At 71.1% G+C, this 19,979-nt stretch carries 17 protein-coding genes; 6 read left to right on the forward strand and 11 right to left on the reverse strand.

Translation table 11 applies throughout. From position 1 onward, the window contains the following. Positions 1–64: 64 nt before the first annotated feature. From ABT340_RS31350 to ABT340_RS31360, 3 genes are read right to left on the reverse strand one after another with little or no spacing between them, the layout of a single operon-like run. Positions 65–2,209 (reverse strand): hypothetical protein, encoded by a 2,145-nt coding sequence (locus tag ABT340_RS31350; RefSeq protein WP_352014472.1) that lies wholly within the window; start codon positions 2,207–2,209, stop codon positions 65–67. Beyond that, positions 2,206–3,777: a peroxidase family protein gene (locus ABT340_RS31355; protein WP_352014473.1), complete on the reverse strand. Its 1,572-nt coding sequence runs from the start codon at positions 3,775–3,777 to the stop codon at positions 2,206–2,208. Before ABT340_RS31355 ends, ABT340_RS31350 begins: the two co-directional genes overlap by 4 nt. Then, positions 3,774–5,072, reverse strand: coding sequence for a cytochrome P450 (locus ABT340_RS31360; protein ID WP_352014474.1), 1,299 nt, complete (start codon positions 5,070–5,072; stop codon positions 3,774–3,776). The genes ABT340_RS31355 and ABT340_RS31360 overlap by 4 nt, the downstream gene beginning before the upstream one ends. Positions 5,073–5,333: 261 nt before the next feature. On the opposite strand from ABT340_RS31360, the gene ABT340_RS31365 reads away from it, so the two are divergent. After that, positions 5,334–6,287: an acyl-CoA desaturase gene (locus tag ABT340_RS31365; RefSeq protein WP_352014475.1), complete on the forward strand. Its 954-nt coding sequence runs from the start codon at positions 5,334–5,336 to the stop codon at positions 6,285–6,287. A gap of 179 nt (positions 6,288–6,466) precedes the next feature. Continuing rightward, on the forward strand, positions 6,467–7,609 hold the full coding sequence (gene trpS / locus ABT340_RS31370; protein WP_502992547.1) for a tryptophan--tRNA ligase: 1,143 nt from the start codon (positions 6,467–6,469) through the stop codon (positions 7,607–7,609). Between the two features lie 38 nt (positions 7,610–7,647). On the opposite strand, the gene ABT340_RS31375 is transcribed toward trpS, so the two are convergent. From ABT340_RS31375 to ABT340_RS31390, 4 genes are all read right to left on the reverse strand, one after another. Further along, positions 7,648–8,850: a methyltransferase domain-containing protein gene (locus ABT340_RS31375; protein WP_352014476.1), complete on the reverse strand. Its 1,203-nt coding sequence runs from the start codon at positions 8,848–8,850 to the stop codon at positions 7,648–7,650. A 432-nt stretch (positions 8,851–9,282) separates the two neighbouring features. Continuing rightward, a complete protein-coding gene (locus tag ABT340_RS31380; protein WP_352014477.1) occupies positions 9,283–10,419 on the reverse strand; it encodes a hypothetical protein in 1,137 nt (378 codons plus the stop codon). Beyond that, positions 10,416–10,916 (reverse strand): SigE family RNA polymerase sigma factor, encoded by a 501-nt coding sequence (locus ABT340_RS31385; RefSeq protein ID WP_352014478.1) that lies wholly within the window; start codon positions 10,914–10,916, stop codon positions 10,416–10,418. The genes ABT340_RS31380 and ABT340_RS31385 overlap by 4 nt, the downstream gene beginning before the upstream one ends. 61 nt (positions 10,917–10,977) lie before the next feature. Continuing rightward, positions 10,978–11,460, reverse strand: a complete 483-nt coding sequence (locus ABT340_RS31390) for a MarR family winged helix-turn-helix transcriptional regulator (protein ID WP_352014479.1) — start codon at positions 11,458–11,460, stop codon at positions 10,978–10,980. An 81-nt stretch (positions 11,461–11,541) separates the two neighbouring features. On the opposite strand from ABT340_RS31390, the gene ABT340_RS31395 reads away from it, so the two are divergent. Next, a complete protein-coding gene (locus ABT340_RS31395; protein ID WP_352014480.1) occupies positions 11,542–11,958 on the forward strand; it encodes an SRPBCC family protein in 417 nt (138 codons plus the stop codon). Positions 11,959–12,057: 99 nt separating this feature from the next. Here ABT340_RS31395 and ABT340_RS31400 read toward each other — a convergent pair whose 3' ends face one another. Continuing rightward, complete coding sequence (locus ABT340_RS31400) at positions 12,058–12,744, reverse strand: hypothetical protein (protein WP_352014481.1); 687 nt, start codon at positions 12,742–12,744, stop codon at positions 12,058–12,060. A gap of 205 nt (positions 12,745–12,949) precedes the next feature. Between ABT340_RS31400 and ABT340_RS31405 the strand changes: the two genes are divergently transcribed. The 3 genes from ABT340_RS31405 to ABT340_RS31415 all read left to right on the forward strand — a co-directional run bounded on the left by ABT340_RS31405 (position 12,950) and on the right by ABT340_RS31415 (position 16,244). Beyond that, positions 12,950–14,152: a sensor histidine kinase gene (locus ABT340_RS31405; protein ID WP_352014482.1), complete on the forward strand. Its 1,203-nt coding sequence runs from the start codon at positions 12,950–12,952 to the stop codon at positions 14,150–14,152. Positions 14,153–14,165: 13 nt separating this feature from the next. Then, positions 14,166–14,840, forward strand: a complete 675-nt coding sequence (locus tag ABT340_RS31410) for a response regulator (protein ID WP_352014483.1) — start codon at positions 14,166–14,168, stop codon at positions 14,838–14,840. Positions 14,841–15,956: 1,116 nt separating this feature from the next. Then, on the forward strand, positions 15,957–16,244 hold the full coding sequence (locus ABT340_RS31415) for a carbohydrate-binding protein (RefSeq protein WP_352014484.1): 288 nt from the start codon (positions 15,957–15,959) through the stop codon (positions 16,242–16,244). A gap of 278 nt (positions 16,245–16,522) precedes the next feature. On the opposite strand, the gene ABT340_RS31420 is transcribed toward ABT340_RS31415, so the two are convergent. From ABT340_RS31420 to ABT340_RS31430, 3 genes are all read right to left on the reverse strand, one after another. Further along, positions 16,523–17,398, reverse strand: coding sequence for a hypothetical protein (locus ABT340_RS31420; RefSeq protein WP_352014485.1), 876 nt, complete (start codon positions 17,396–17,398; stop codon positions 16,523–16,525). Beyond that, positions 17,395–17,901: a SigE family RNA polymerase sigma factor gene (locus tag ABT340_RS31425; protein WP_352014486.1), complete on the reverse strand. Its 507-nt coding sequence runs from the start codon at positions 17,899–17,901 to the stop codon at positions 17,395–17,397. Before ABT340_RS31425 ends, ABT340_RS31420 begins: the two co-directional genes overlap by 4 nt. A 588-nt stretch (positions 17,902–18,489) precedes the next feature. Next, positions 18,490–19,953 carry an FAD-binding protein gene (locus tag ABT340_RS31430; protein ID WP_352014487.1) on the reverse strand — a complete coding sequence of 488 codons (1,464 nt, stop codon included), beginning with the start codon at positions 19,951–19,953 and terminating at the stop codon, positions 18,490–18,492. Positions 19,954–19,979: the final 26 nt, after the last annotated feature.

Consider the following 19,979-nt stretch of genomic DNA (forward strand, 5'->3'; position numbering starts at 1 on the left):
CGTTCCTCCGGTTCTCCGGTCCCGGGGCGGTCGGGCCGCCTCCGGTTCTCCGGTTTCAGGGCGGTCAGACCGTCCGCACCGGGACGCACGCCTCCTGGAGCGTCCGCCTGGTGATCGTGGACAGGCACAGCAACGGACGGGCGCCGTCGAGCCCCAGCTCACGCAGCCGCCCTGTCAGCGGATTGGCCGAGCGCCCGACGACCAGCCGTACCCGGGGGGCGAGATGCACCCGGCCGAGGCCCCGGGTCCGCACGCACGAGCGCAACGTCGCCCCCTCGTGACGCGCGTAGGCGACCAGGTCGCGGTCGCTCGCGGGCACCCACGGGCCGAGGGAGCCGGTCAGGGTGAGGACCCGGTCGGTGAGCTCGCCCACCGTGACCCGCACCGCCCCGCCGGTCAGGTCGAACTCGACCGGCATGACGTACGGCTCGCCGCCCCACAGCCGGGGCGCGACCGCGCGGACGACGGCGGTGTCCACCACGGAACCGGCCAGGAAGCTGCCCGAACGCCGCCGGTCGGCGCCACGCGGCAGGTCGGGCCAGACCCGGATCGACCGCGAACGCCACGGGTCGGGCACCACGACCCCCAGGTGGGCCTCGTGGTACTCGCCCAGGCTGGTCCGCCGGTTCCACGAGGCGTGCACCGCGACCAGGGCACGCCCCCCGACCCGTACGGCGGGCCCGAGCCCGGTGCTCACGAGCAGGGCGGCCGTGGCGGCCGGGTCCGCGGCGAAGTAGGCGGTCAGGGAGCCGCCGTCCTGGCATCTGACCGGCAGTTCGACCGACCCGTCCCGCGTCTCGGCCAGGTAGGTGGGCACGGTCAGGAACGGGAACCCCTCCGGGCGGGGAGCCCGGTCGAACAGCTGGTAGGCCTGCGACCGCACGACCCGCCCCCGGTAGGGGGCCAGTTCGGCGTCGATCCGCTCCCGCGCCTCGGGCAGGTCGTCGGCCAGGTTCGCGATGTAGTGCTCCATGCTGTGGCAGCGCGGGAAGAGGTGGGTCGGGTCGAAGTAGTCGACGACGTACCAGTCGGGGTGCAGGTCGAAGCACGTGCCCGCGCCCTGCCCGTCGAGGGTGGGGATGATGTCGTGCTGGTTGGTGACGCTGGCGACTCGGACACGTGGGTCGGCGGGCCGTTTGAAGTCGATGGGCGCGCCGACGGACACGACGTGGGTGACGGTGTGACGGGCGCAGAACGTGGCGTCCTGGACGAGGTTCATGACGGCCGCGCCGCCCGCGCTGTGCCCGATGAGCGCCAGTTCCTCACCGCGCGGCACGCCGTAGTCCTCCACCGCTCTGATCAGGGCCCGGCTGTAGGGACTGCTGTCGAGTACGGCGCTGCTGAAGGCGCCGAGCAGGTCCTGCGGCGAGTTGTCGTCCGGCAGCCCGACCCGCATGCCGGGCGCCTGGACGACGTGACGCGTCGTCCCCTCGTCGTCCTCGACGCTCTGGATGAGCACCCGGCCCGTCGTGCCGAGCAGGCCGATGTTGCGCAGGAAGCCGAGCAGCGAGCCCCGCTGGCTCAGCCGTACGGACTCGACGGTGGCCAGGTCGACGCGGCGGGCGGCTCCCTCGCCGGTGTCGAGGACCGCGACGGCCCTGTTGCCGAGGCCGGTGATCGGGTCGGCGGACGCGAAGCCCCGTCCCGTCGCGATCAGCCAGGCGGCCTCGTCGTTGAACGGGTTCTCGTCCAGCAGGGCCCGCAGGGCGAGCACCTCACCGAAGATCGGCGCGAGCGTGCTGAGCGTGCGCACCGCGCCGCGGTCCTTGAACAGGGCCCGCAGCGCGCGTACCGCCTCAAGGTCGCGGTCCGCCGCCGCGGCCTCGACGAGCCTGGTCAGCATGGGGTCGTCGCGCAGTTCGGGATGCTCGACGGCGGCGGCCGCGATGCGCAGCCGCAGTGAGGTGGCCAGGACGCGGACGGTGAGGCTCTCCGCGCCGCCCAGCACGCCGAGCCTGGCGGCCAGACTTCCGAGCGGCCCGCCCGTGAAGGCGTAGCCGAGCCCCTGAACGTTGGTGACGGCGCGCAGCAGCGCGCGTTCCGCCCGGTAGGCGACGGCGGGCGCGCGGACCACGGCTCCGGGCGCGGCGCTCTCGGTGAGCGCGGTCGTGGCGTGCGTCGACACCTCGTGGATCGTGACGCCGATGTCCACGAGTTCGCAGGCCGCGGCCCGCAGCAGCGCGGCGTGGTCGCGGCTCCGCCCGCTCATCTCCCCACCTCACGGCCCATGCTGACGTAGCGGGGGCGTGGTTCCTCCGGGATGTTGCGGTTGAGCACGTCGGACAGCGTCCCGGTGGTCGCGATGATCCGCAGGCCGAGCGGGGAGAAGGTCGCGGCGTTGAACACCCTCGGCGCCAGCAGCGGATTGGTGAGCGCCTGGGAGAAGGCGTCGATGGCGATGATCTTCGTCAGCAACGGCGGCAGGATGGCCTCCGAGGAGGCGTGCTCCTCGGCGAACAACCCGACGTACAGGTCGACGTCGTCGACACCGCCGTACAGCTCGCGCAGCGCCTCGACGACCCGCCGGTCGCCGGTGATCTGCTCGAACCGCCGCACCCTGGGGAACCGGCAGTGTTCTCGGTAGGCGTTGTAGGGCGCCAGGCCGAGGGCGCGTGACTCGGCGACGCTGGCCACGTCCACCTCCCGCAGGCCGGGATCGGTGTTGAACAGGCCGATCCGGCCCGCGCGCTGCCGGGAGGCGTCCTCGAAGAGCCTGCCGATCCCGGGGCCGGGGATCAGCTCGGCGCCGAACAGGGTCCGCGCCAGCGGGAGGTCGGCGTCACCGACCGAGAGCCGGGAGGGGATGAGCCCGTGCCAGCGGTAGACGAGGTTGAACTCGACCGAGGCCCAGTTCTCCCGCTGCCAGGGCGCGTGGGCCAGTCTCGCCGACAGCCGGGAGTCGAGGGTGAAGCGGAAGTGGTAGGGCGTGATGTGGTTGACGTACTCCTCGACGACCAGCTTGATGAGCAGCACGATGAGGATGTTCCTGGTCGTCTGGAACAGCCGTTCGTCGTCCCAGCGCGGGTTCTGCTCGGCCAGCAGGGCGGCCACCCTGTTGTGCTCGCGCAGGAACAGCACCGTGAGCATCGTGAACCCGACCTGGATGTTGCCCCGGTCGCTGCCGACGGCGAACAGGGTGTCACGCCGTGCGGCGTCGACCTCCGCGAGGCGGACCACCTTCAGCGGGGCGAACTCCGGCTTGATCTCGCCGCCCTCGCACAGGTACGGCGGGAACTCCCCGTCCTCGATGATCTGGCTCTTCAGCCGCCCGCCCTCGAAGGACCGTAACACCGCGGTCGCCTCCGGGGTCAGGCCGTAGAGCTGGTTGAGGTCGATGTGGTGGTTGGAGGTGTTCCTGCGCGGGTCACGCGGCACGTTGCTGTCGCCGCGCAGGAAGCCGTCGGTGAACCACTGGGCGAAGTAGGCGAACAGCACGGTCGAACGGGGGCAGGGGATCATGGCGTCGCCCCGGGCGAACAGGTCGGCGGCCCGTTCGGGGGACGGCCTGCGGCTGTCGTCGGCCGTGACCGGCGGCAGGTGCCTGCCGCTGTAGGTGCGGTCGGTCAGCGAGGTCCACGAGGTGTAGTCGGCCATGGCGCTGAGCGGCTCTGGCCGGGGCGGTATCTCGCGGATCGCGTGGTCGATCAGCGTGGCGTTGAGGCGACGTTGCACGGGAGGCACGGCCTGGGCCGCCTCCCACAGGGCGCGCCCCCTGGTCAGGGCGAGGAAGCGTAACCGGTTCGAGGCCCCGTCGGTGGCGATGCCACGCGCTCTCATCCGGCGTCTCCCAGGGCCAGCACGAACCTGTCCGGGAAGATGCCGTGCGCACGGACGATCTCCCCCTCCGGCCCCGGCAGCCGCCGCACCCCCGGCCGCAGCAGCAGCCGCCGTACGGCCTCGCAGATGATCACCTTCGCGGGGGTCACGCCGAGGCAGGCGTGGTGGCCGTGACCGAAGAACAGCCGGTGGTGGGCGGGCCGGTCGGTACGGAACTCCTCCGGCGCCTCGACCACGTCGGCGTCGAACATCGCCGAGGCGGGCGCGGCCAGCACGAACGTCCCCGCCGGGATCACCGTACGGCGCGGCGTGCCCGCGGCCAGGACGTGGTCGCGCACGCACACCCGGGCCAGCAGCTTGAAGAACGGGTTGAACCGCAGCGCCTCCCAGACGTAGGAGTCGAACCGCGCCGGGTCCGGCTCCGCCGCCGCCTCGACCGCCTGGCCGTACACCTCGGGGCGCAGCATGAGCTGCTCGACCGCCTCGACCATGGCGCCGGGGCCGCTCTCGACGAACCCCAGGGGCAGCCCGGCCATGTTGATCACGACCCGCTCGTCGTCGAACCCGGTGCCCGGGGGCAGCACGGTGCCGACGAGCCTGGTGAAGACGTCGTCGGGCAGGTCGAGCCCGGCCCGCAGCGCGGACCTGCGCTCGACGAGCCTGCCGTGCAGGTGGGCGGTCAGCTCGGAGCCCGCGGCGACGGCCGCCGCCTGGATCTCCGGGTCGCCCTGGAAGTTGGCGAAGCCGTCCACGATGACGGCCCTCGTCCAGCGTGACAGGGTCGCCGGGTCGGGGCCGGGCAGGCCGAAGTACTCGGCGCAGACCCCGAGGGCGACGTGCCGGAACAGCTCGTGGACCGCCTCGACCCGGCCTTGGGGCCAGGCGGCGTCCAGCGCCTCGTCGGCCAGCCGCCCTGCCGTGTCGCGCACCCGGGCCGCGTCTCCCTGGGGGAGCATGACCCGCATCAGCCCCTTGTCACGCCAGTTCATCGGGGTGGCGTCCCTGGAGAGCATGAAGGGCGCGCCGAGCGCGGCCTCAAGGCGCGGCCCGAAGGAGCGCACCGTGAAGACCTCCTCGTTGGAGAGCACCTCCACGACGTCGGCGTATCTCGTCACCACCGTGAAGGCCGGGGTGACGAGGACCGGCCTGTGCTCGCGCAGCTCCGCGAGGAAGTCACGCCAGTCGGTACGCAACCACCGCAGGACGAGGGCGAGCGCGGACACCGGATCGTCGGCCAGGGTCTCGTCGTATCTCCTCAGGTGGTCACCGGTGGTCGTCTGGTCGACAGCGCCCATGTCCTGGCCCCTTCTCCCCCGGTCTCCCCGGATTTCTCCGGGGCTTTCCGGAGTCTCTCCGGACCCCTGGAAAGCCGGAGCGAACACGGGTCGTCACATCGGGTGGCCACAACAATTTAGGAGGGTCGCGAGGGATTCACCGATGGCTACTCTATGGAGTGTTTTGCTGCCTCTAAGTGATTATCATGTCACTTTCGGGCGACTGCCACGGCGCCGGAATACGGACGTTCAATAAGCCCCATCCGACCGCAGGGAGAAAACGTGGCCCCGTCGCCCGACTCACGCCCCGACCAGCGGACGGCGGAGACGGTCACGGTCCCCACCGGCCGCAGGGCCGCCTACCTCGTCGTCCTCGTGGTGCTTCCCGCGGTGCTCCTGGCGCTGGCCGTACCGGCCGCGTGGGGGTGGGGGGTCGGGCCGCGCGACCTGGTCATCGCGGTCGTGATGTACTTCGTCAACATCTTCGGCATCGCCATCGGCTACCACCGGCTGTTCACCCACCGCTCCTTCCGGTGCCGCAGGCCGCTGCGGATCGCGCTGATGCTGGCCGGCGGCCTGGCCGTCGAGGGGCCGGTCACGCTGTGGGCCGCCGAGCACCGCCGTCACCACAAGTACGCCGACCGCGAGGGCGACCCGCACTCCCCGTGGCGGTACGGCGAGAGCGGCCTGGCGTTGCTGCGCGGCATGGCCCACGCCCACGTCGGCTGGTTCTACACCGCGCGCCGCCGGTCGAGCCGGTCGCACTGGGTGCCCGACCTGCTGGCCGACCCCGACGTCCGGCGTTTCGACGCCGCCTACCCGGCCGTCGTGGCGCTGTCGTTCGCGCTGCCCACGGTCGTCGGAGGGCTGTGGTCGATGTCATGGCAGGGGGCGTTGAGCGCGCTGTTCTGGGGCGGCCTGGTCCGCTACGCCGTGGTGCACCACGTCACGTGGTCGGTGAACTCCGTCTCCCACACCTTCGGGGACCGTCCGTTCGCGACCAGGGACCGCTCGTCGAACGTCCGCTGGGTGGCGATGCTGACCCTCGGCGAGGGCTGGCACAACTGGCACCACGCCGAACCCACCTGTGCCAGGCACGGGGTCCTCAGGGGACAACTCGACCCGAGCGCTCGCCTGATCCGCTGGTTCGAACTGGCCAACTGGGCCGACGACGTCCACTGGCCCAACCCCCACCGCCTCACCGCCCACCGCCTCCCCCACCGGTCAGACGGTTAGGTCCCGGACGGTGGTTATCATGGGGGTGTGTACTCTTCCTCATGTCTGAGCTGGTGGCGCTCCTCGTAGGAGCGGCACCTCTCGCGCATGACCGGGCCGTTCGGATGAACGGCCCTTTCGTGTTCCTGGACCAGGGCTCGTGTCGTCCCGACGGCTCGACCGACCCACCAGGAGACCTCATGAGCACCATCCAGACCACGACCCCTTCCACCGCAACGCCGGAAGCGCCAGAAACGCCGGAAGCACCTGGAACGCCCGACGCGCCCGACACCCTCGGCATGTCCGCCGCGCAGGCCCGCAGCGCCGTACTGGAGGAGTTGATCCTCAAGGACCCCGGGCGGTTCCGGGTGCTGACGGGTGACCGTCCGACCGGGCGGCTGCACCTCGGGCACTACTTCGGCACGCTGCACAACCGGGTGCGGCTGCAGAACCTCGGGGTGGAGATGTTCGTGATCATCCCCGACTACCAGGTCCTGACCGACCGTGACGTGGCGGACAACCTGACCGAGTACGTCGAGGAACTGGTGCTGGACTATCTCGCCATCGGCATCGACCCGGCGCGCAGCACGATCTTCACCCACAGCGCCGTCCCCGCGCTCAACCAGCTGATGCTGCCCTTCCTGAGCCTCGTCTCCGTCTCCGAGCTCAACCGCAACCCCACGGTCAAGGACGAGATCGCCCACTCGCGCCAGTCGTCCGTCAACGGCCTGATGTTCACCTATCCCGTCCACCAGGCCGCCGACATCCTCTCCTGCAAGGCCAACCTGGTCCCGGTCGGCCAGGACCAGCTTCCCCACCTGGAGCTCACCCGGACCGTCGCCCGCCGTTTCAACGACCGGTACGGCGACGGCACCGCGGTGTTCCCCCAGCCCGAGGCGCTGCTGTCGAACGCCCCGCTCCTGCTGGGGACGGACGGCACCAAGATGAGCAAGAGCCGGGGCAACGCCGTCGCCCTGTCCGCCGACGCCGACGCGACCGCCCGCCTGATCAGGGGGGCCAGGACCGACGCCGAGCGGCACATCACCTACGACCCGGTCGCCCGCCCCGAGGTGTCCTCCCTCGTCCTGCTGGCGGCCCTGTGCCTGGACCGCTCTCCGCTGCGGGTGGCCGAGGAGATCGGTTCCGCGGGGGCCGCCGCGTTGAAGAGGACCGTGACCGAGGCGGTCAACGAGTATCTGGCGCCGATCAGGGCCCGCCGGGCCGAGTACGCCCGGGACCGCGCCCACCTCCGCAAGGTGCTGCGCGAGGGCAACGAGCGGACCAGGGCCGTGGCCGACGCCACCCTCGGCGAGGTACGCGCCGCCATGAACAGCCACTACTGACTGCCCCGCCCTGACGGGACACCGGGATCGGTGTCCCGTCAGCCGCCCGCCTCAGCCGGCGCGGCCTCGGACCGGGGCAGGAGGACTGCGGGCTCCCGGAACCACACCTCCTGGCGGCCGTCCGCGGTGACCGTCAGCCCGAACTCCTCGTGCCGCGGCCGTCCCTGCTCCGTCCACCACCGGTGGGCGGCCTCGACCTCGTCCCACAGGTCGCGCGGCCCGCCCTGGAAGACCCGCGACTCCAGGGAGTACTCCTCGTCGAAGAACACCGCGGCCCAGGACGGGCCGTCCAGGCCGTACAGCCACATGGTCCGGTTGCCGGACCGGGTGCGACCGTGGGCGTGGACGCACCCGGGCACCAGCAGGCCGGCCACGAAGTCGAAGACCGCGTAGCCGGAGTCGTCCATGACCTCGTCCACCGGCAGGTCGGTGAACGACCGGCGGGTGTCCCCCGGCCACTCGTCGCCGGGGACGTAGTCGGCCCGGGTGACCCGGCGGTCACGCTGGGACCGCAGATGCATGAACCGCGCGGCGCTGGAGAAACGCCCTCCCGCGCTGCCGTCGTCGTTGACGACCAGCCGCACCAGCGGGTTCTGCCCGGTGTAGTGGGTGCCCCACGGCATCACCAGCACCCCGCCCGGCCTGGTCTGCTCGATCCACGCGCGCGGAACCTCACGCACCCCGGCCGTCACGAGAACCCGGTCGTACGGCGCGTGCTCCGGGCTGCCGAGCAGGCCGTCCCCGACGACGATCTCGGGGTGCCAGCCCGCGGCGGCCAGTGACCTGCGCGCGGTGTCGGCCACCTCCTCGTCGATCTCGACCGACACCACGTTCCTCTCGCCCAGCCGGGCCGACAGCAGGGCGGCGCACCAGCCGGTGCCGGTGCCGATCTCCAGGACCTTCGCGCCCTCGAACACCAGGAGTTCGGCGAACATGGAGAACACCGCGGTCGGCATCGAACTGGAGCTGGTGGCCAGCACGCCGTGACGAAGACCGAGGTGGGTGCCGTCGTCCCACTGGGTGACGATGGGCACGTCGGCGTTGGCCCAGTGCCACCACCCGTCGGGGTCGTGGATCCTGGAGACGGCCGTGTGCCCCTCCTCGGTCGAGGGCCACATCACCTCGGGCAGGAAGAGATGCCGGGGAACCACCTCGAAGGCGGCCCCCCAGTCGGGGGTCAGCACGCCCGACTTCCGCAACATGTCACGCAGTGCCCGCCGGTCCTGGTGCGAGGTCGTCATTTCTTCCGGCCCCGATGAGCGTCACCGTCCAGCCGTGAAGGCATCACCCCGAGAATGCGAGGATCGCGCCTTTCCTTACGGTCTCCCATTTGCTCCTCTTCCCGTGTCCCGCCCCCGAAACAGAGCACTCGCACCCAGCGTAGGGACAGGTCACGACGGTGACACATGGATTCCCAGGAAAGGTTTACGCCGCTTTTCTTCCCGCCGTTTCGGGGCCCTGGACACAGGAAGTCCATTGAGGATGGAATTTACCTTGTTTTCCACGGCAACCCGGAAATCATGGTGGCTTATGGTTCTTTTTGGTGCCGTTCCTCGACCTCTCGGGTGGGTGTCGGCGCGGCTTCCCGCCTGCCGGATCTCGCCGGGTTCGCACCGAGTACGGCAGGACGGCCGCCCCCGTTGACCGCCCTACCGTACGGCTGCCCTGTGCCTCTAGCGCGTGGGGCCGTGGTCCTCGCGCCAGAGCTCCGCGCCGTCCCTGTCGTAGCCGACGAGTTCGAAGCCCTCGGCGTAGATGTCGTCGGTGCGCCGTTGCGTTCCGGCGAACATCCGGAAGTCGCCGGCCTGCCACGGTTCCGGCCTGGTGTCGGCGGTCACCGTCGTACCGTCCCGGAGGACCAGCGCGACGCGGGCGGTCCCGGCGCCGGTGATGCCGAACCAGCGGTCCTCGTGCTCCCGCAGCTCCGCCTTCATGGGCCTGCCGCCCATGTCGGTCAGCGGCCCTCCCGGCGAGAGGGTGTTCATGGCGACGGCCCGTCCCCCCAGCTTCCAGATCAGGGACCTGTCGGGCGTCTCGTAGAGGCCCACGACGAGGCCGCCGGGCATCTCCACGGTCGGGCCGACCGGCTTCGCGTCGGTCTCGGGGAACACCGGGGGCTGCCGCTCGATCCTTTTGACCGTCCTGCCCAAGCCGTCCAGGAACTCGAAGGCGGTAACCGGTTCGTCCGCGGAAACGGTCACGGTCCAGATGGCCTGGGGGGCGCCCTGCGGCGTCCGCAGCGTGCCGGTGACCCGCCCGCCTCCCTCGCGTACGGCCACGACCCGGGCGATCCCGGCCTGGGCGGTGCCGTAGTGCAGGACCTTTCCCGTGACGGGGGGCGGGAACGACTCCGTGGAGCCCTGGTCCGTCGCCTCCGCGCCGTCGATCACCGGCCCCTCGCCGCAGAACTCCGTTCCCCCTCCGGTCCTGGAGGTGTACTTCCGGCAGAAGACGGTGGCACCGTTCCTCGCCCTGGCGTACCAGAGCGAGAGGGGACGGCCCTCCGAGGGGTTGTCGATCGTCAGGCGCTTCCCGACGGGGTCCGGGTTCCTGAGCGGGTCCTCGAAGGCCGTGGGGGTCGCGGTGACGACGGCGGCGATGCCTCCTCCCCCGGTGTCGCGGGTGACCGTCACCGCGACCGGCACGGCGACCGCGACGACGCAGACGCCCGCCACCAGCGCGTGCCTGCGCGTACGGCGGCGCCGCGACCGGAGCACCACCTCGGCGGAGAACCTCGCCGGGGCCTGCGGCGCACGCGTGGCGGCGGTTCCGAGCGCCGAGCGCAGACGGGGTTCCAACCTGTCGGTCATGCGGGGCTCCCGTTGATCGCTGAGGGGCTGGGCAGGACGGAACGGAGCCTGGCCAGGCCGAGTGAGGCGTGGCTGCGTACCGTCCCCCGGGAGACGCCGAGCACGTCGGCGATCTCCGTGTCGGACAGGTCCTCGTAGTAACGCAGCACCAGTACGGCCCGCTGCTTGCGCGGCAGGGTGGCGAGCGCCTGCCACAGCCCCTCGTCGCTGTCGGACGGCGGGCTGTCGAAACGCGCCGTCTCGGGCAGCGCCCAGCCCGGCGCCTCACGCCTGCGCACCCGCCAGATGCTGACGTGCAGCCTGGCCATGATCATCTTGACGTACGGCTCGGGGGCCTGTTTCCGTCGTACCCGTGGCCAGGCCTGGTGCAGCCGGATCAACGCCTCCTGCGTGAGGTCGGCGGCGTCGTGCGGATTGCCGCTGAGCAGATAGCCGTAGCGCAGCAGGGCATCAGCGCGTTCCGCCACGAACTCCTCGAAGCGGGAATCGTCTTCCACCGGCCCCTGCCTTTCCTCGTCCCGTCACGGGATAGACGGACGAGGAGGCCGAACTGTTGAATCAGCCCTTCCGGTCGTGGGCCTGCCAAGCCCGCTGGGAACGGGTGATGTGCCCGAGGGCGGCCTTGAAGATCCGGTAGTCGTCGTCTCCCAGCTCCTGGCGGTGCCGCCGTTCGATCCGGGCCAGGATGGCGCGGGCCTTGTCGATCTCGTCCAGACCGGTCTCGGTGGGGACGACGAGCTTCGCGCGCCGATCGGCCGGGTCGGCCTCCCTGCGCACGTAGCCGAGCCGCTCCAGCTCGTCGACGATGACCCCGACGATCTGCTTGTGCTGCCCGGACCGCTGCGCGAGCTCGGTCGCCCGCACGCCCGAGGCGGGCAGCACCGCCAGCACCGTGCCGTGTCGTGGCCGCACCTGGGGGTGACCCTCCTCGGCGAGCCGGGCGAACAGCTCCTCCTGCAGCGCCCGGCCCAGCTGCCCGACCAACATCCCCAAGTCCGGCTCCTCGGCGGTGGCGTCCATCTCGACTCCCCAATTATTCACGATCATTGACTATCACTGATCATTACTATACCTTGAGATCAGTTGATCCCCAACCTCCGGCACAGACGAAGGAGTCCCACCATGAGCACCGCCGGCTTCGACTACACCATCACCCGGACCCTCGACGCCCCGGCCGACAGGGTGTGGGCCGCCTGGACCGTCGCCGACGAATACGCCGTGTGGGCCAGTGCCGAGGAAGTCGTCCTGGACGTCCGTCCCGGTGGCGCCTGGAGCTCGGTCATGGTCATCCCCGGCGGCGCCCGCGTCCCGCTGACGGGCGGCTACGTCGAGGTCGTGGAGAACAAGCGCCTGGTGATGGGCATGAACGTGCCCGGCCGCGACGAGCCCGTCCTGATGACTCTCGACCTGACCGCCGACGGCGAGCGCACCCAGATCAGCCTCTCCCAGACCTTCGACACCGCGGAGGACCGCGACCAGGCCGAGCAGGGCAGCAACTTCCTGCTCGACAGCCTGACCACCCATCTCGCCGCGGCCTGACCACGACGCACGGGAACCCACCGCCGAAAGGCGATCGGGCCGGTGGGTTCCCGCCCGGCTCCAAGACCGTCAAAGTACGAGGCGCCAAGCGGATCGTGGTCACGCACCGGCCCGCTCGCGCCGCAGTACGCGCACGCCGGCGACCGCGAGCGGCAGGAACATCAGGGTGAAGACCGTGCCCGCCACATATGTCAGGTGGATCGGGATGAACATCATTCCGACGAAGGCCGCGACGTAGACCACGGTGAGCCACCATCCGGCCACGCCCGCTCGGGCGAGCCCCACGCTGAGGGCCAGCAGGCCGAGGAAGGCGAAGATCTCCGTGCCGCTCCACAGCGGCATGAACGCGGCCTTGTCCACGGCGTCGGACAGGCGCACCGCGGCGTCCATCTCAAGCTGCCGGCCCAGGATCATGCGCCACCAGTCGTCCCGCACGGCGCCGGACACGTTCAGCATGCTCACCGCGGCGGCCAGCGCCCCGGCCACCGTGAGCAGGCGGCCCCTGCGCCCGCGTACCAGCCCGGGCACGGCCAGCGCGCCCAGCGCGCCCACGAGCAGCCCGTAGTGCAGCAGGATCGCCGACAGCTCGGTCAGGAAGAAGTCGCGGGCCAGCGCGGTGACGTAGTCGGCGGTCGAGTCGGAACTCTGCGGCGGGCAGGTCATCATCCCGGCGAACACCAGCACGGGCCCGGCGACCAGCGCGACGCCACCGGCCGGCCGCAGGAACCGGGCCGCGGGCTCCGCGACGCGGGCCTCGGTCTCCGGGGACGGGGTGAGGGGGGTCATCTCTTACCTCCTGGTGCTTTTCTTGGCGGGCCTCACCCTCTCGCCGGGACGGGGACCGGCGGATCAGCCATCGCGCACCGTGACGGGTCCCCTTCGGGGCGGACCCGCCCGCGGCCGGGTCCGCTGTTCGACGGACGCCCCGAGCTGCCGGGGTCCGTCGTTTGGCGGAGTCGGCGGGCGGCGAGCGTGATTACGATCGGTGGTCATGACGATGAGCCGGCTGAGGAACGTACGCCTCATCCCGATGGTGTTCGGACCTCTGGTCGCCGCACTGGCCGTGGCGGAGGTCCGGCTGGACGACTTCTTCGACGCGACCTCCACGGCCGTCTGGGTCTCGGGCGTGGTGATGGGCGTCGGCCTGGTACCGGCGGCCTGGTGGCCGCTGGCGGGCACGGTCGTCGCAGCCGCCTGCCTGCCGGTGGGCATGGTGGTGTTCGGCGCGCCCGGGGTCAGCGGCGCGACGATGCTCGGGTTGCTCGGGGCGGTCGCCTGGGCGGGCTGGCGCGAGCCACGGTGGCGTTCGGTCGTGGCGCTGTGCGTCGCGGGTGCGTCCTTCGCCGGTACCGCCGCCGTCACGGCTTCACCGTGGGAGCTGCTGTTCGTCCCCTTGATCCTGCTGCCGGGCTGGTCCATGGGGCTGCTGGCGCGGCGCAACGGCGAGCGGGCCGTCAAGCTGGCCGAGCTCGCGGCCGCCCTCGACGCCCAGAGCGAGGTCGTCGCCAAGGCCGCCGTCGTGCAGGAGCGTACGCACATCGCCCGGGAGGTGCACGACGCGGTCGCGCACTCGGTCAGCGTGATGACCCTGCAACTCGGCGCGCTGCGCAGACTGCTCGCCGACCGCCCTGCCGAGCAGGAGGTCGTGGCCGGGCTGGAGCGTCTCGGGCGGCAGACCGTCGAGGAGATGCGCGGCCTGGTGGGCATCCTGCGCGAACGCGTCGACGGCGAGCCGCTCGCCCTCATGCCGTCGCTGGCCCGGCTCGACGAGTTGATCGCCGACGTACGCGCCGCGGGGCTGGCCGTCACCCTCGACGCCCCCTCCGACCTGCCCCGGTTGCCGCCGGTGCTGGACGTCACCGCGTACCGGGTGCTCCAGGAGGCGTTGACCAACGTGTTGCAGCACGCGGGCGGAGCGCCTGCTTCGGTCGCCATCGGTTACACCGGCCGGGCGCTCACCATGGAAGTGCACAACTCCCCCGCTCCCGTCCCTTCGGGGAGCGGGACGCGGGCCAGGACAGCGAAGGCCCGCGACAGCCTCGCTCCCGCCACCCCGCCCAACGGGCGGCGGATCGGCCACGGCCTGGTCGGCATGCGGGAACGGCTGGCGATGGTCCAGGGCAGTCTGCACACCGGCCCGGAGCCGGACGGCGGCTTCGCCGTACGTGCCCGGTTCCCTCTCCCCCGAGTCTGACAAGGACGGCACGATGCCGATCACCGTGGCCCTCGTCGACGACGAGGCGATGATCCGTACCGGCCTGCGGCTGGTGCTCGGCGGCGAGCCCGACATCGAGGTCGTCGGCGAGGCGTCCGACGGGGCCGAGGCCCTCGAACTCGTCGCGCGCACCCGTCCGGACGTCGTGCTCATCGACGTGCGCATGCCGCGCATGAACGGGTTGGAGGCGTCCCACCGGCTCGTCCGCGACCACCCGGACAGCAAGGTCATCGTGCTGACGACCTTCGACGAGGACGAGTACGTCACCGCGGCGCTGCGTGCCGGGGTGAGCGGTTTCCTGCTGAAGGTCGCGCCGCCCGAGCAACTGGTCACCGCGCTGAGGACGGTCGCGGCCGGCGACGGGCTGCTCGATCCGGCCGTCACGCTGCGGGTGATCGCCGCGTTCGCCGACTGGCCCGCCTCCGCGAGGGGCACGGATCGGCCGAGCGAGCTCGACACGCTCACCGGCCGCGAGACGGACGTGCTGAAGCTGCTCGCGCGAGGGCTGACCAACATCCAGATCGCCGGCAGGCTCCACCTGGGCGAGGCCACCGTCAAGACCCACCTGTCCCGGATCCTGATGAAGCTCGGCCTGACCACGCGTGTGCAGGCGGCGGTCTACGCCTACGAGAGCGGACTGGTTCGCCCCGGCGAACAGCGCGACTGACGGAGGCCACCCACGCGGACCCGAGAGTGGTGCGGACGCGTACGGCGGCTCGCCGCCCGGCTGCCGGGGTCCTCGTCACCGTGTCCTGGACCGCGGTGGCTCCAGAACCGCCTTGATCGATCGTTTGGGACGAGGCTCGCGTCCATGAGGGGGCATAACCCCGGGGCTCGGGGCGAGGACGGCCGGGCGGGGTGGCCGGGCCTGGCGGAGTGGTCTGGTTTTGGGCGTGGCAGTGGAGGCGTTCCAGCTTCTCTGAAATTGAATTCGAATGGATTCAAACGACTCCCGGTCCGGATAAAAATCTATTTTCGATCGTGATCTTGGCCGTTTCGTACACCATGGTGTATATCTATGTACTGCCATTCTTCACCTGCATCCCCTTTACCCCTCCCGTGACATGTTGGGCACGTCACGGGCCTTCCACCAGGAGAGCGACATGAAGAAAGCAGTCGATCCGACCATCGCGAGCACACCGGCCGCCACGCCGTCCGCGATATGCGGAGCGTTTTCAGAAAAGCATGAAAATCGCGCCGGCAACCTCAGAAACAATGACGGAGAAGGCTCTATCGCCACACGGTCCCGCAACGGGGCCGAGCAACCCGCCGTCGGGGTCCGTGGAAACATCGGGAAAGCGAGCGCTCCCGGCGCACGGAGAATCTCCCGGTCGGGGAACCGCTTCGTCAGGAGGCCCATCGGCACCCAGTGGACCCTCGCCTAGGACGACCGCCGGGTAGAAGGCCTGGTAAGCCGGTCACCGTACCCCATGGGACGGCGGTGACCGGCGTCGGTGTGAGGGGGGTAATGCGCGCGTGAGAGTGGGCAAACGGTATGGCCGCGAACGTGAGTGTTCGAGGGCCGCCGGAACACTCGGCGCGGCCGGGCGGACGCGGGACCCGTGAGGCGGTGAGGGTTGACGCGACCGCTGTGACCAGCGTGAACGGCGTATCCCGCCGGACGGGAGCCGGTCGGGCGCCGTCGGCCGTGCGCCGCACGGGACAGGCGATCGTGACGGTGCGCGAACCATACAACGGGGATATGCAAAAGCGATGGCTCCTCATACCCCCGGGGCCCAGGGCAGTGTGGGGACGCTCGCTCTCCCCTCTCCCGAGGAGTCACATGAAACCAGACCGCGTGCCCTCCGCCGTCGCGACATTCGCGATGGTCTCCGTGGGCGTCATCCTGTACGGCGTGGCCGCTGCCCTGGCCGCTCCCGTCGGGGGTTCACGCCCGGCGCGCATCACCAATCCGGGTGTCGTGTGGCCGTTATGGTCGGCCTCACGTAACTACACGGCCGGCGATCTGGTCACCTGCGACGGCTGCACCTACAAGTGCGTCCAGGCCCATTCGTCGGCGGACGGTGGTGATCCGTCGACCACCCCCGCTCTGTGGCGGCTCATCACCTGATGACGCCCCGCCCGACCTCAGCACGGGCGGCTCGTGGATGAGCGTCACAGCCATGGGGTGAAGGCGGACGGCCGGGCTTCCCGACCCGGCCGCCGCCTCCACCCCTCCCGTCCGGGCGGCCAACGGACCGGCTCCGCTGGTTCGCCGAAGACGCTCACCGGGGTGCCCTCCCCGGTGAGCGTCCAGGTATGACCGCCGGGGCCACCAGGACGGCGGTGGAGTACGGGCCTGAGGTCGGCGGCCGCCGCCCCCGCGGCTCTGGCGGCCACCCGATGCCGTCAGTCGCCGCCGCTTCCCACCGGCCCGAACGCGACGTTCCTCTCCTGCCGCAGGACCTTCCCGTCGGCCCCGTACGCCGTCACCGTGACGGGCGGCGAGTCCAGGACCACGGCCCCCGCCTTCCCGGGGCCCTCAGGGTCACGCACCGGCCTCCCGATGATCCGTACGATGAAGAACCCGTTGGCGATCCGCGCGGACGTGCGCCGCCCGTCCGCCCAGTCGACCTCGACCCGCCGCACGGCGTCGCTGACCCGCCCGGTGACGACCCGGTACACGTCGTCCTTCTGGATCCGCTGCTCGCCGACCGCGGACGAATGCGTGTGGCTGGTGTACGCGTCCACCCGCAGGTCGCCGGAGAACCCGGCCAGGTCCCCGGGCGGCCGGAACCCCCAGTAGGTGAAGACCGCGCGCTCGGCCATGTCCTTCTGATCGGTCGGCGTGCAGAGCACGAAACCGGCGACACTGCCCACCAGGGCGGTGCTCCCTCCCTTGTCCCGGTACTCCACCAGCACCCGGAAGTCGTCAACCGCCCCGTGCTCGGTGATCCGCCGGTTCCCGTCCATGTTGTGCACGGGCCCGCCCTGGGGCATGCACTCGCGTACGAACCGCAACTGCTCGGGGGTGTTGTCCGGCAGGGCCGCCACACTGGCCCCGGTGTTCGGGCCGGAGGTGTCCGGGAAGGGCAGGACCACTGCCGCCACCACGGTGGCGGCCACCGTGGCGGTCACGGTCACCGCCATGAGCCCGGCGACCGACCACGTCCGGCGCCGACGCCGGGCGAGAGCCCGCGTGGCGTAGGCCAGCGGGTCCACGGGGACGGCCTCGTCGGCCATCAGGCGCAGTTCTTCGGCGATCCGCCGTTCGTCGATGGTCACTGCAGGCCCTCCAGGATGACGGTCTCGCCGACCAGTTCGCGCAGGCGGGCGACGGCTTGATGGGTCTGGCTGCGTACGGTGCCCACCGAGCAGCCCATGATCTTGGCGACCTCGGACTCCGGGAGGTCCTCGTAGTAGCGCAGCACCAGCACCGCCCGTTTGCGCGCGGGCAGGACCCGTAACGCCTCGGCCAGCGTGACGCGGGTCTCCACCTCGGAGGTGCGGTCGGCCACACCGTGATCGGGAGGCGCTTCGAGCACGCGTTCGCGGCCCCAGCGCGGGCTGCGCCACCGCCCGACCTGTTCGTGGTACATGACCCGGCGCACGTACGCCTCCGGGTTGGCTCGGATGCGCCGCCAGTGGGCGGCCGTCTTGGCCAGCGCCGTCTGCAGCAGGTCCTCAGCGGCGTGCCGGTCGTTGGTCAGGACGTAGGCGAGCCTGATCAGGCTGTCGGATCGGCCGGCGACGAACTCGGTGAAGTCGCGCTGATGGTCAGGGTGCAAGGGCTCTCCTCGTGTCTCGCACCCTTAGATGGAGGAGAGTCTGCGAATCTATGGCGCGCGTCAGCCTGCACCGCCGATGCCGTGGAGGCGGAAGCCGGTAAGCGCCCCTGTGCGAACCGACCGTCAGGGCCACGTGGGGGAGGCGGCTCGCGCGAGCCGCCGTCCCATGACGATACCGGCTCGATGCCTGCCGTTCGGCGTCGGTGGCACCGCCCATGCCCCGGAACACGCGGAGGCGGTGGCAACCAGGACGGCGGCCCCGCCCCTGGGCGCGGACGGGATCAGGACGTTCCATGCCCCCGGCTGTGGCCTGTTTCTCGGCGCCGCCTGCGAGGCGGTGTGGTGCCGGTCGATGACGGCGGCTCCCGCATCGGATCGACCGTGCGTACCGCGGCCTGCCGGGCGCGCGTCCACGGGATCCGCACGGCCGGGACCGTCGGCCGCTCATTCCTTGACCGGGTTCACGGGGGCCGACGGACCGGGCCCCGCGCTGGGTGCCCGAGCGACCGTGGGCCGTACATCGGCCTGTTCTTCGAGGCCCTGGACCTGCCCGGGTCCCGCTCTTCGCGGAGCGGGACGCGGACGTGGTCAGAAGATCCCCGGGCCGGGGGTCAGGATGTGGTCGGGGTCGTACTTCGCCTTGCGGCGCACGAGGTCCGCCCACCGGTCGCCGTACTGGGCGCGCCAGTCGGCCTTGGTGAAGTCCTGCGAGCCGATGGGGTAGCGGGTCCCGCCGATCGCCCGCGCCTTGGCGTGCAGACGGCGGTTGCGCTCCAGCATCTCGGCGGTGAAGGCCGCGTCGGGGCCGGGCGCGGGAGAGGAGGTGAGGATGTCGAACAGGTAGACGTACTCGCTGTCGCCCGGCGGAACCCGGAAGAACGGCCTGGTCAGCTTGGCCCGCCGCTGCGGGAACAGGAAGCCGATGCCGGTCGGGGGGCCGTAGTCGCGGGCGGTGAGCGACGGCATGACCTCCGAGACGTAGGCCTCGGCCGACTCCCCGGGGAGCATGACGTCGAACCACGGCTTGATCAGGTCGTCCCAGGCGCACTGTCGCTGCCACAGCTCGATGACCGGGTCGTAGCGCTTCACCCACCCCAGGTAGGTGCTGTTCTCGATCTCCGCGGAGGCCGGGGAGACGCTCAGGTCACGCAGCAGGCGCTGGTCGTTGGGCGGGGTGTCGGCGTCGTGGAAGACGACCACGTTGAGCTGGCAGGTGATGTTCGTGCCGTCGGGTACGGACATCAGCAGGTAGGAGCCGTCGACCTCGTTCCTGTCCAGCAGGATGTGCAGGTCGTCCCAGGCCCTCGCCACCTCGGTGACCGGGTAGCGGATCATGTAGTTGCGCGCCAGCGAGCGGGAGGGCACCAGGTCGAGCGTGGCGCGGGTGATCACGCCGCACTGGCCGAGACCGCCGAGCATCACCTCGAACAGGTCCCGCTCGCGGTCCATCGAGCACCGGTGCAGGCGGCCGTCGCCGGTGACGACCTCAAGCTCGCGGACGTGGTCGATCTGCACACCGAAGTTGTTCTGCGCGGGGACGCCGCCGACCGAGAGCGTTCCACCGACCGAGAGCCCGACGTAGGTGGTGAACAGCGGGGGCGTCAGACCGCGGGGCGCGGCGGCGTCGGCCGCCTCCCGCCACAGTGCGCCGGAGCCCACGGTGATGGAGTCGGGGCCGATCGAGTGGATGGCGGACAGCGACCGGTTCTCGATGATGAGACCGTCGGTGAGTCCCTGCCCGTGGGTCGAGTGCCCCTGGCCGCGGGTGGAGACCGGGATGCGGTGCTCGCGGCAGAAGCGGACCATTTTCTGGATGTCGCGGACGGACCCGGGCCGAAGCACCGCGCGGGGTAGGCGCTTCACGATCCTGCCGAGGTCACGGCCGTCGGCCTGACGGGTGGCGAGATCGGTGAGCAGGACGCCGTCCAGGTGAGGGATGCGCTGGAGTCCACCGGAGCCGGGACCGGTCGCCCACGCCCGCTCCACAGGATCGAAGCCGACAATGAGGGCGCTCGCACCGAGCGTGCCGAGGAATCGTCGTCGTGTAACCACGTTTGAGACGCTAGTGATCAAGCTAT

The organism is Streptosporangium sp. NPDC000239 (assembly GCF_040300765.1).
Lineage (GTDB): Bacteria > Actinomycetota > Actinomycetes > Streptosporangiales > Streptosporangiaceae > Streptosporangium.

Bases quoted from the DNA above. Each gene is read 5' to 3' on its own strand.
- ABT340_RS31360 (WP_352014474.1), bottom strand. From the start codon at position 5,072: ATGGGCGCTGTCGACCAGACGACCACCGGTGACCACCTGAGGAGATAC.
- ABT340_RS31355 (WP_352014473.1), bottom strand. From the start codon at position 3,777: ATGAGAGCGCGTGGCATCGCCACCGACGGGGCCTCGAACCGGTTACGC.
- ABT340_RS31410 (WP_352014483.1), top strand. From the start codon at position 14,166: ATGCCGATCACCGTGGCCCTCGTCGACGACGAGGCGATGATCCGTACC.
- ABT340_RS31380 (WP_352014477.1), bottom strand. From the start codon at position 10,419: ATGACCGACAGGTTGGAACCCCGTCTGCGCTCGGCGCTCGGAACCGCC.
- ABT340_RS31395 (WP_352014480.1), top strand. From the start codon at position 11,542: ATGAGCACCGCCGGCTTCGACTACACCATCACCCGGACCCTCGACGCC.
- ABT340_RS31350 (WP_352014472.1), bottom strand. From the start codon at position 2,209: ATGAGCGGGCGGAGCCGCGACCACGCCGCGCTGCTGCGGGCCGCGGCC.
- ABT340_RS31375 (WP_352014476.1), bottom strand. From the start codon at position 8,850: ATGACGACCTCGCACCAGGACCGGCGGGCACTGCGTGACATGTTGCGG.
- trpS (WP_502992547.1), top strand. From the start codon at position 6,467: ATGAGCACCATCCAGACCACGACCCCTTCCACCGCAACGCCGGAAGCG.
- ABT340_RS31405 (WP_352014482.1), top strand. From the start codon at position 12,950: ATGACGATGAGCCGGCTGAGGAACGTACGCCTCATCCCGATGGTGTTC.
- ABT340_RS31400 (WP_352014481.1), bottom strand. From the start codon at position 12,744: ATGACCCCCCTCACCCCGTCCCCGGAGACCGAGGCCCGCGTCGCGGAG.
- ABT340_RS31415 (WP_352014484.1), top strand. From the start codon at position 15,957: ATGAAACCAGACCGCGTGCCCTCCGCCGTCGCGACATTCGCGATGGTC.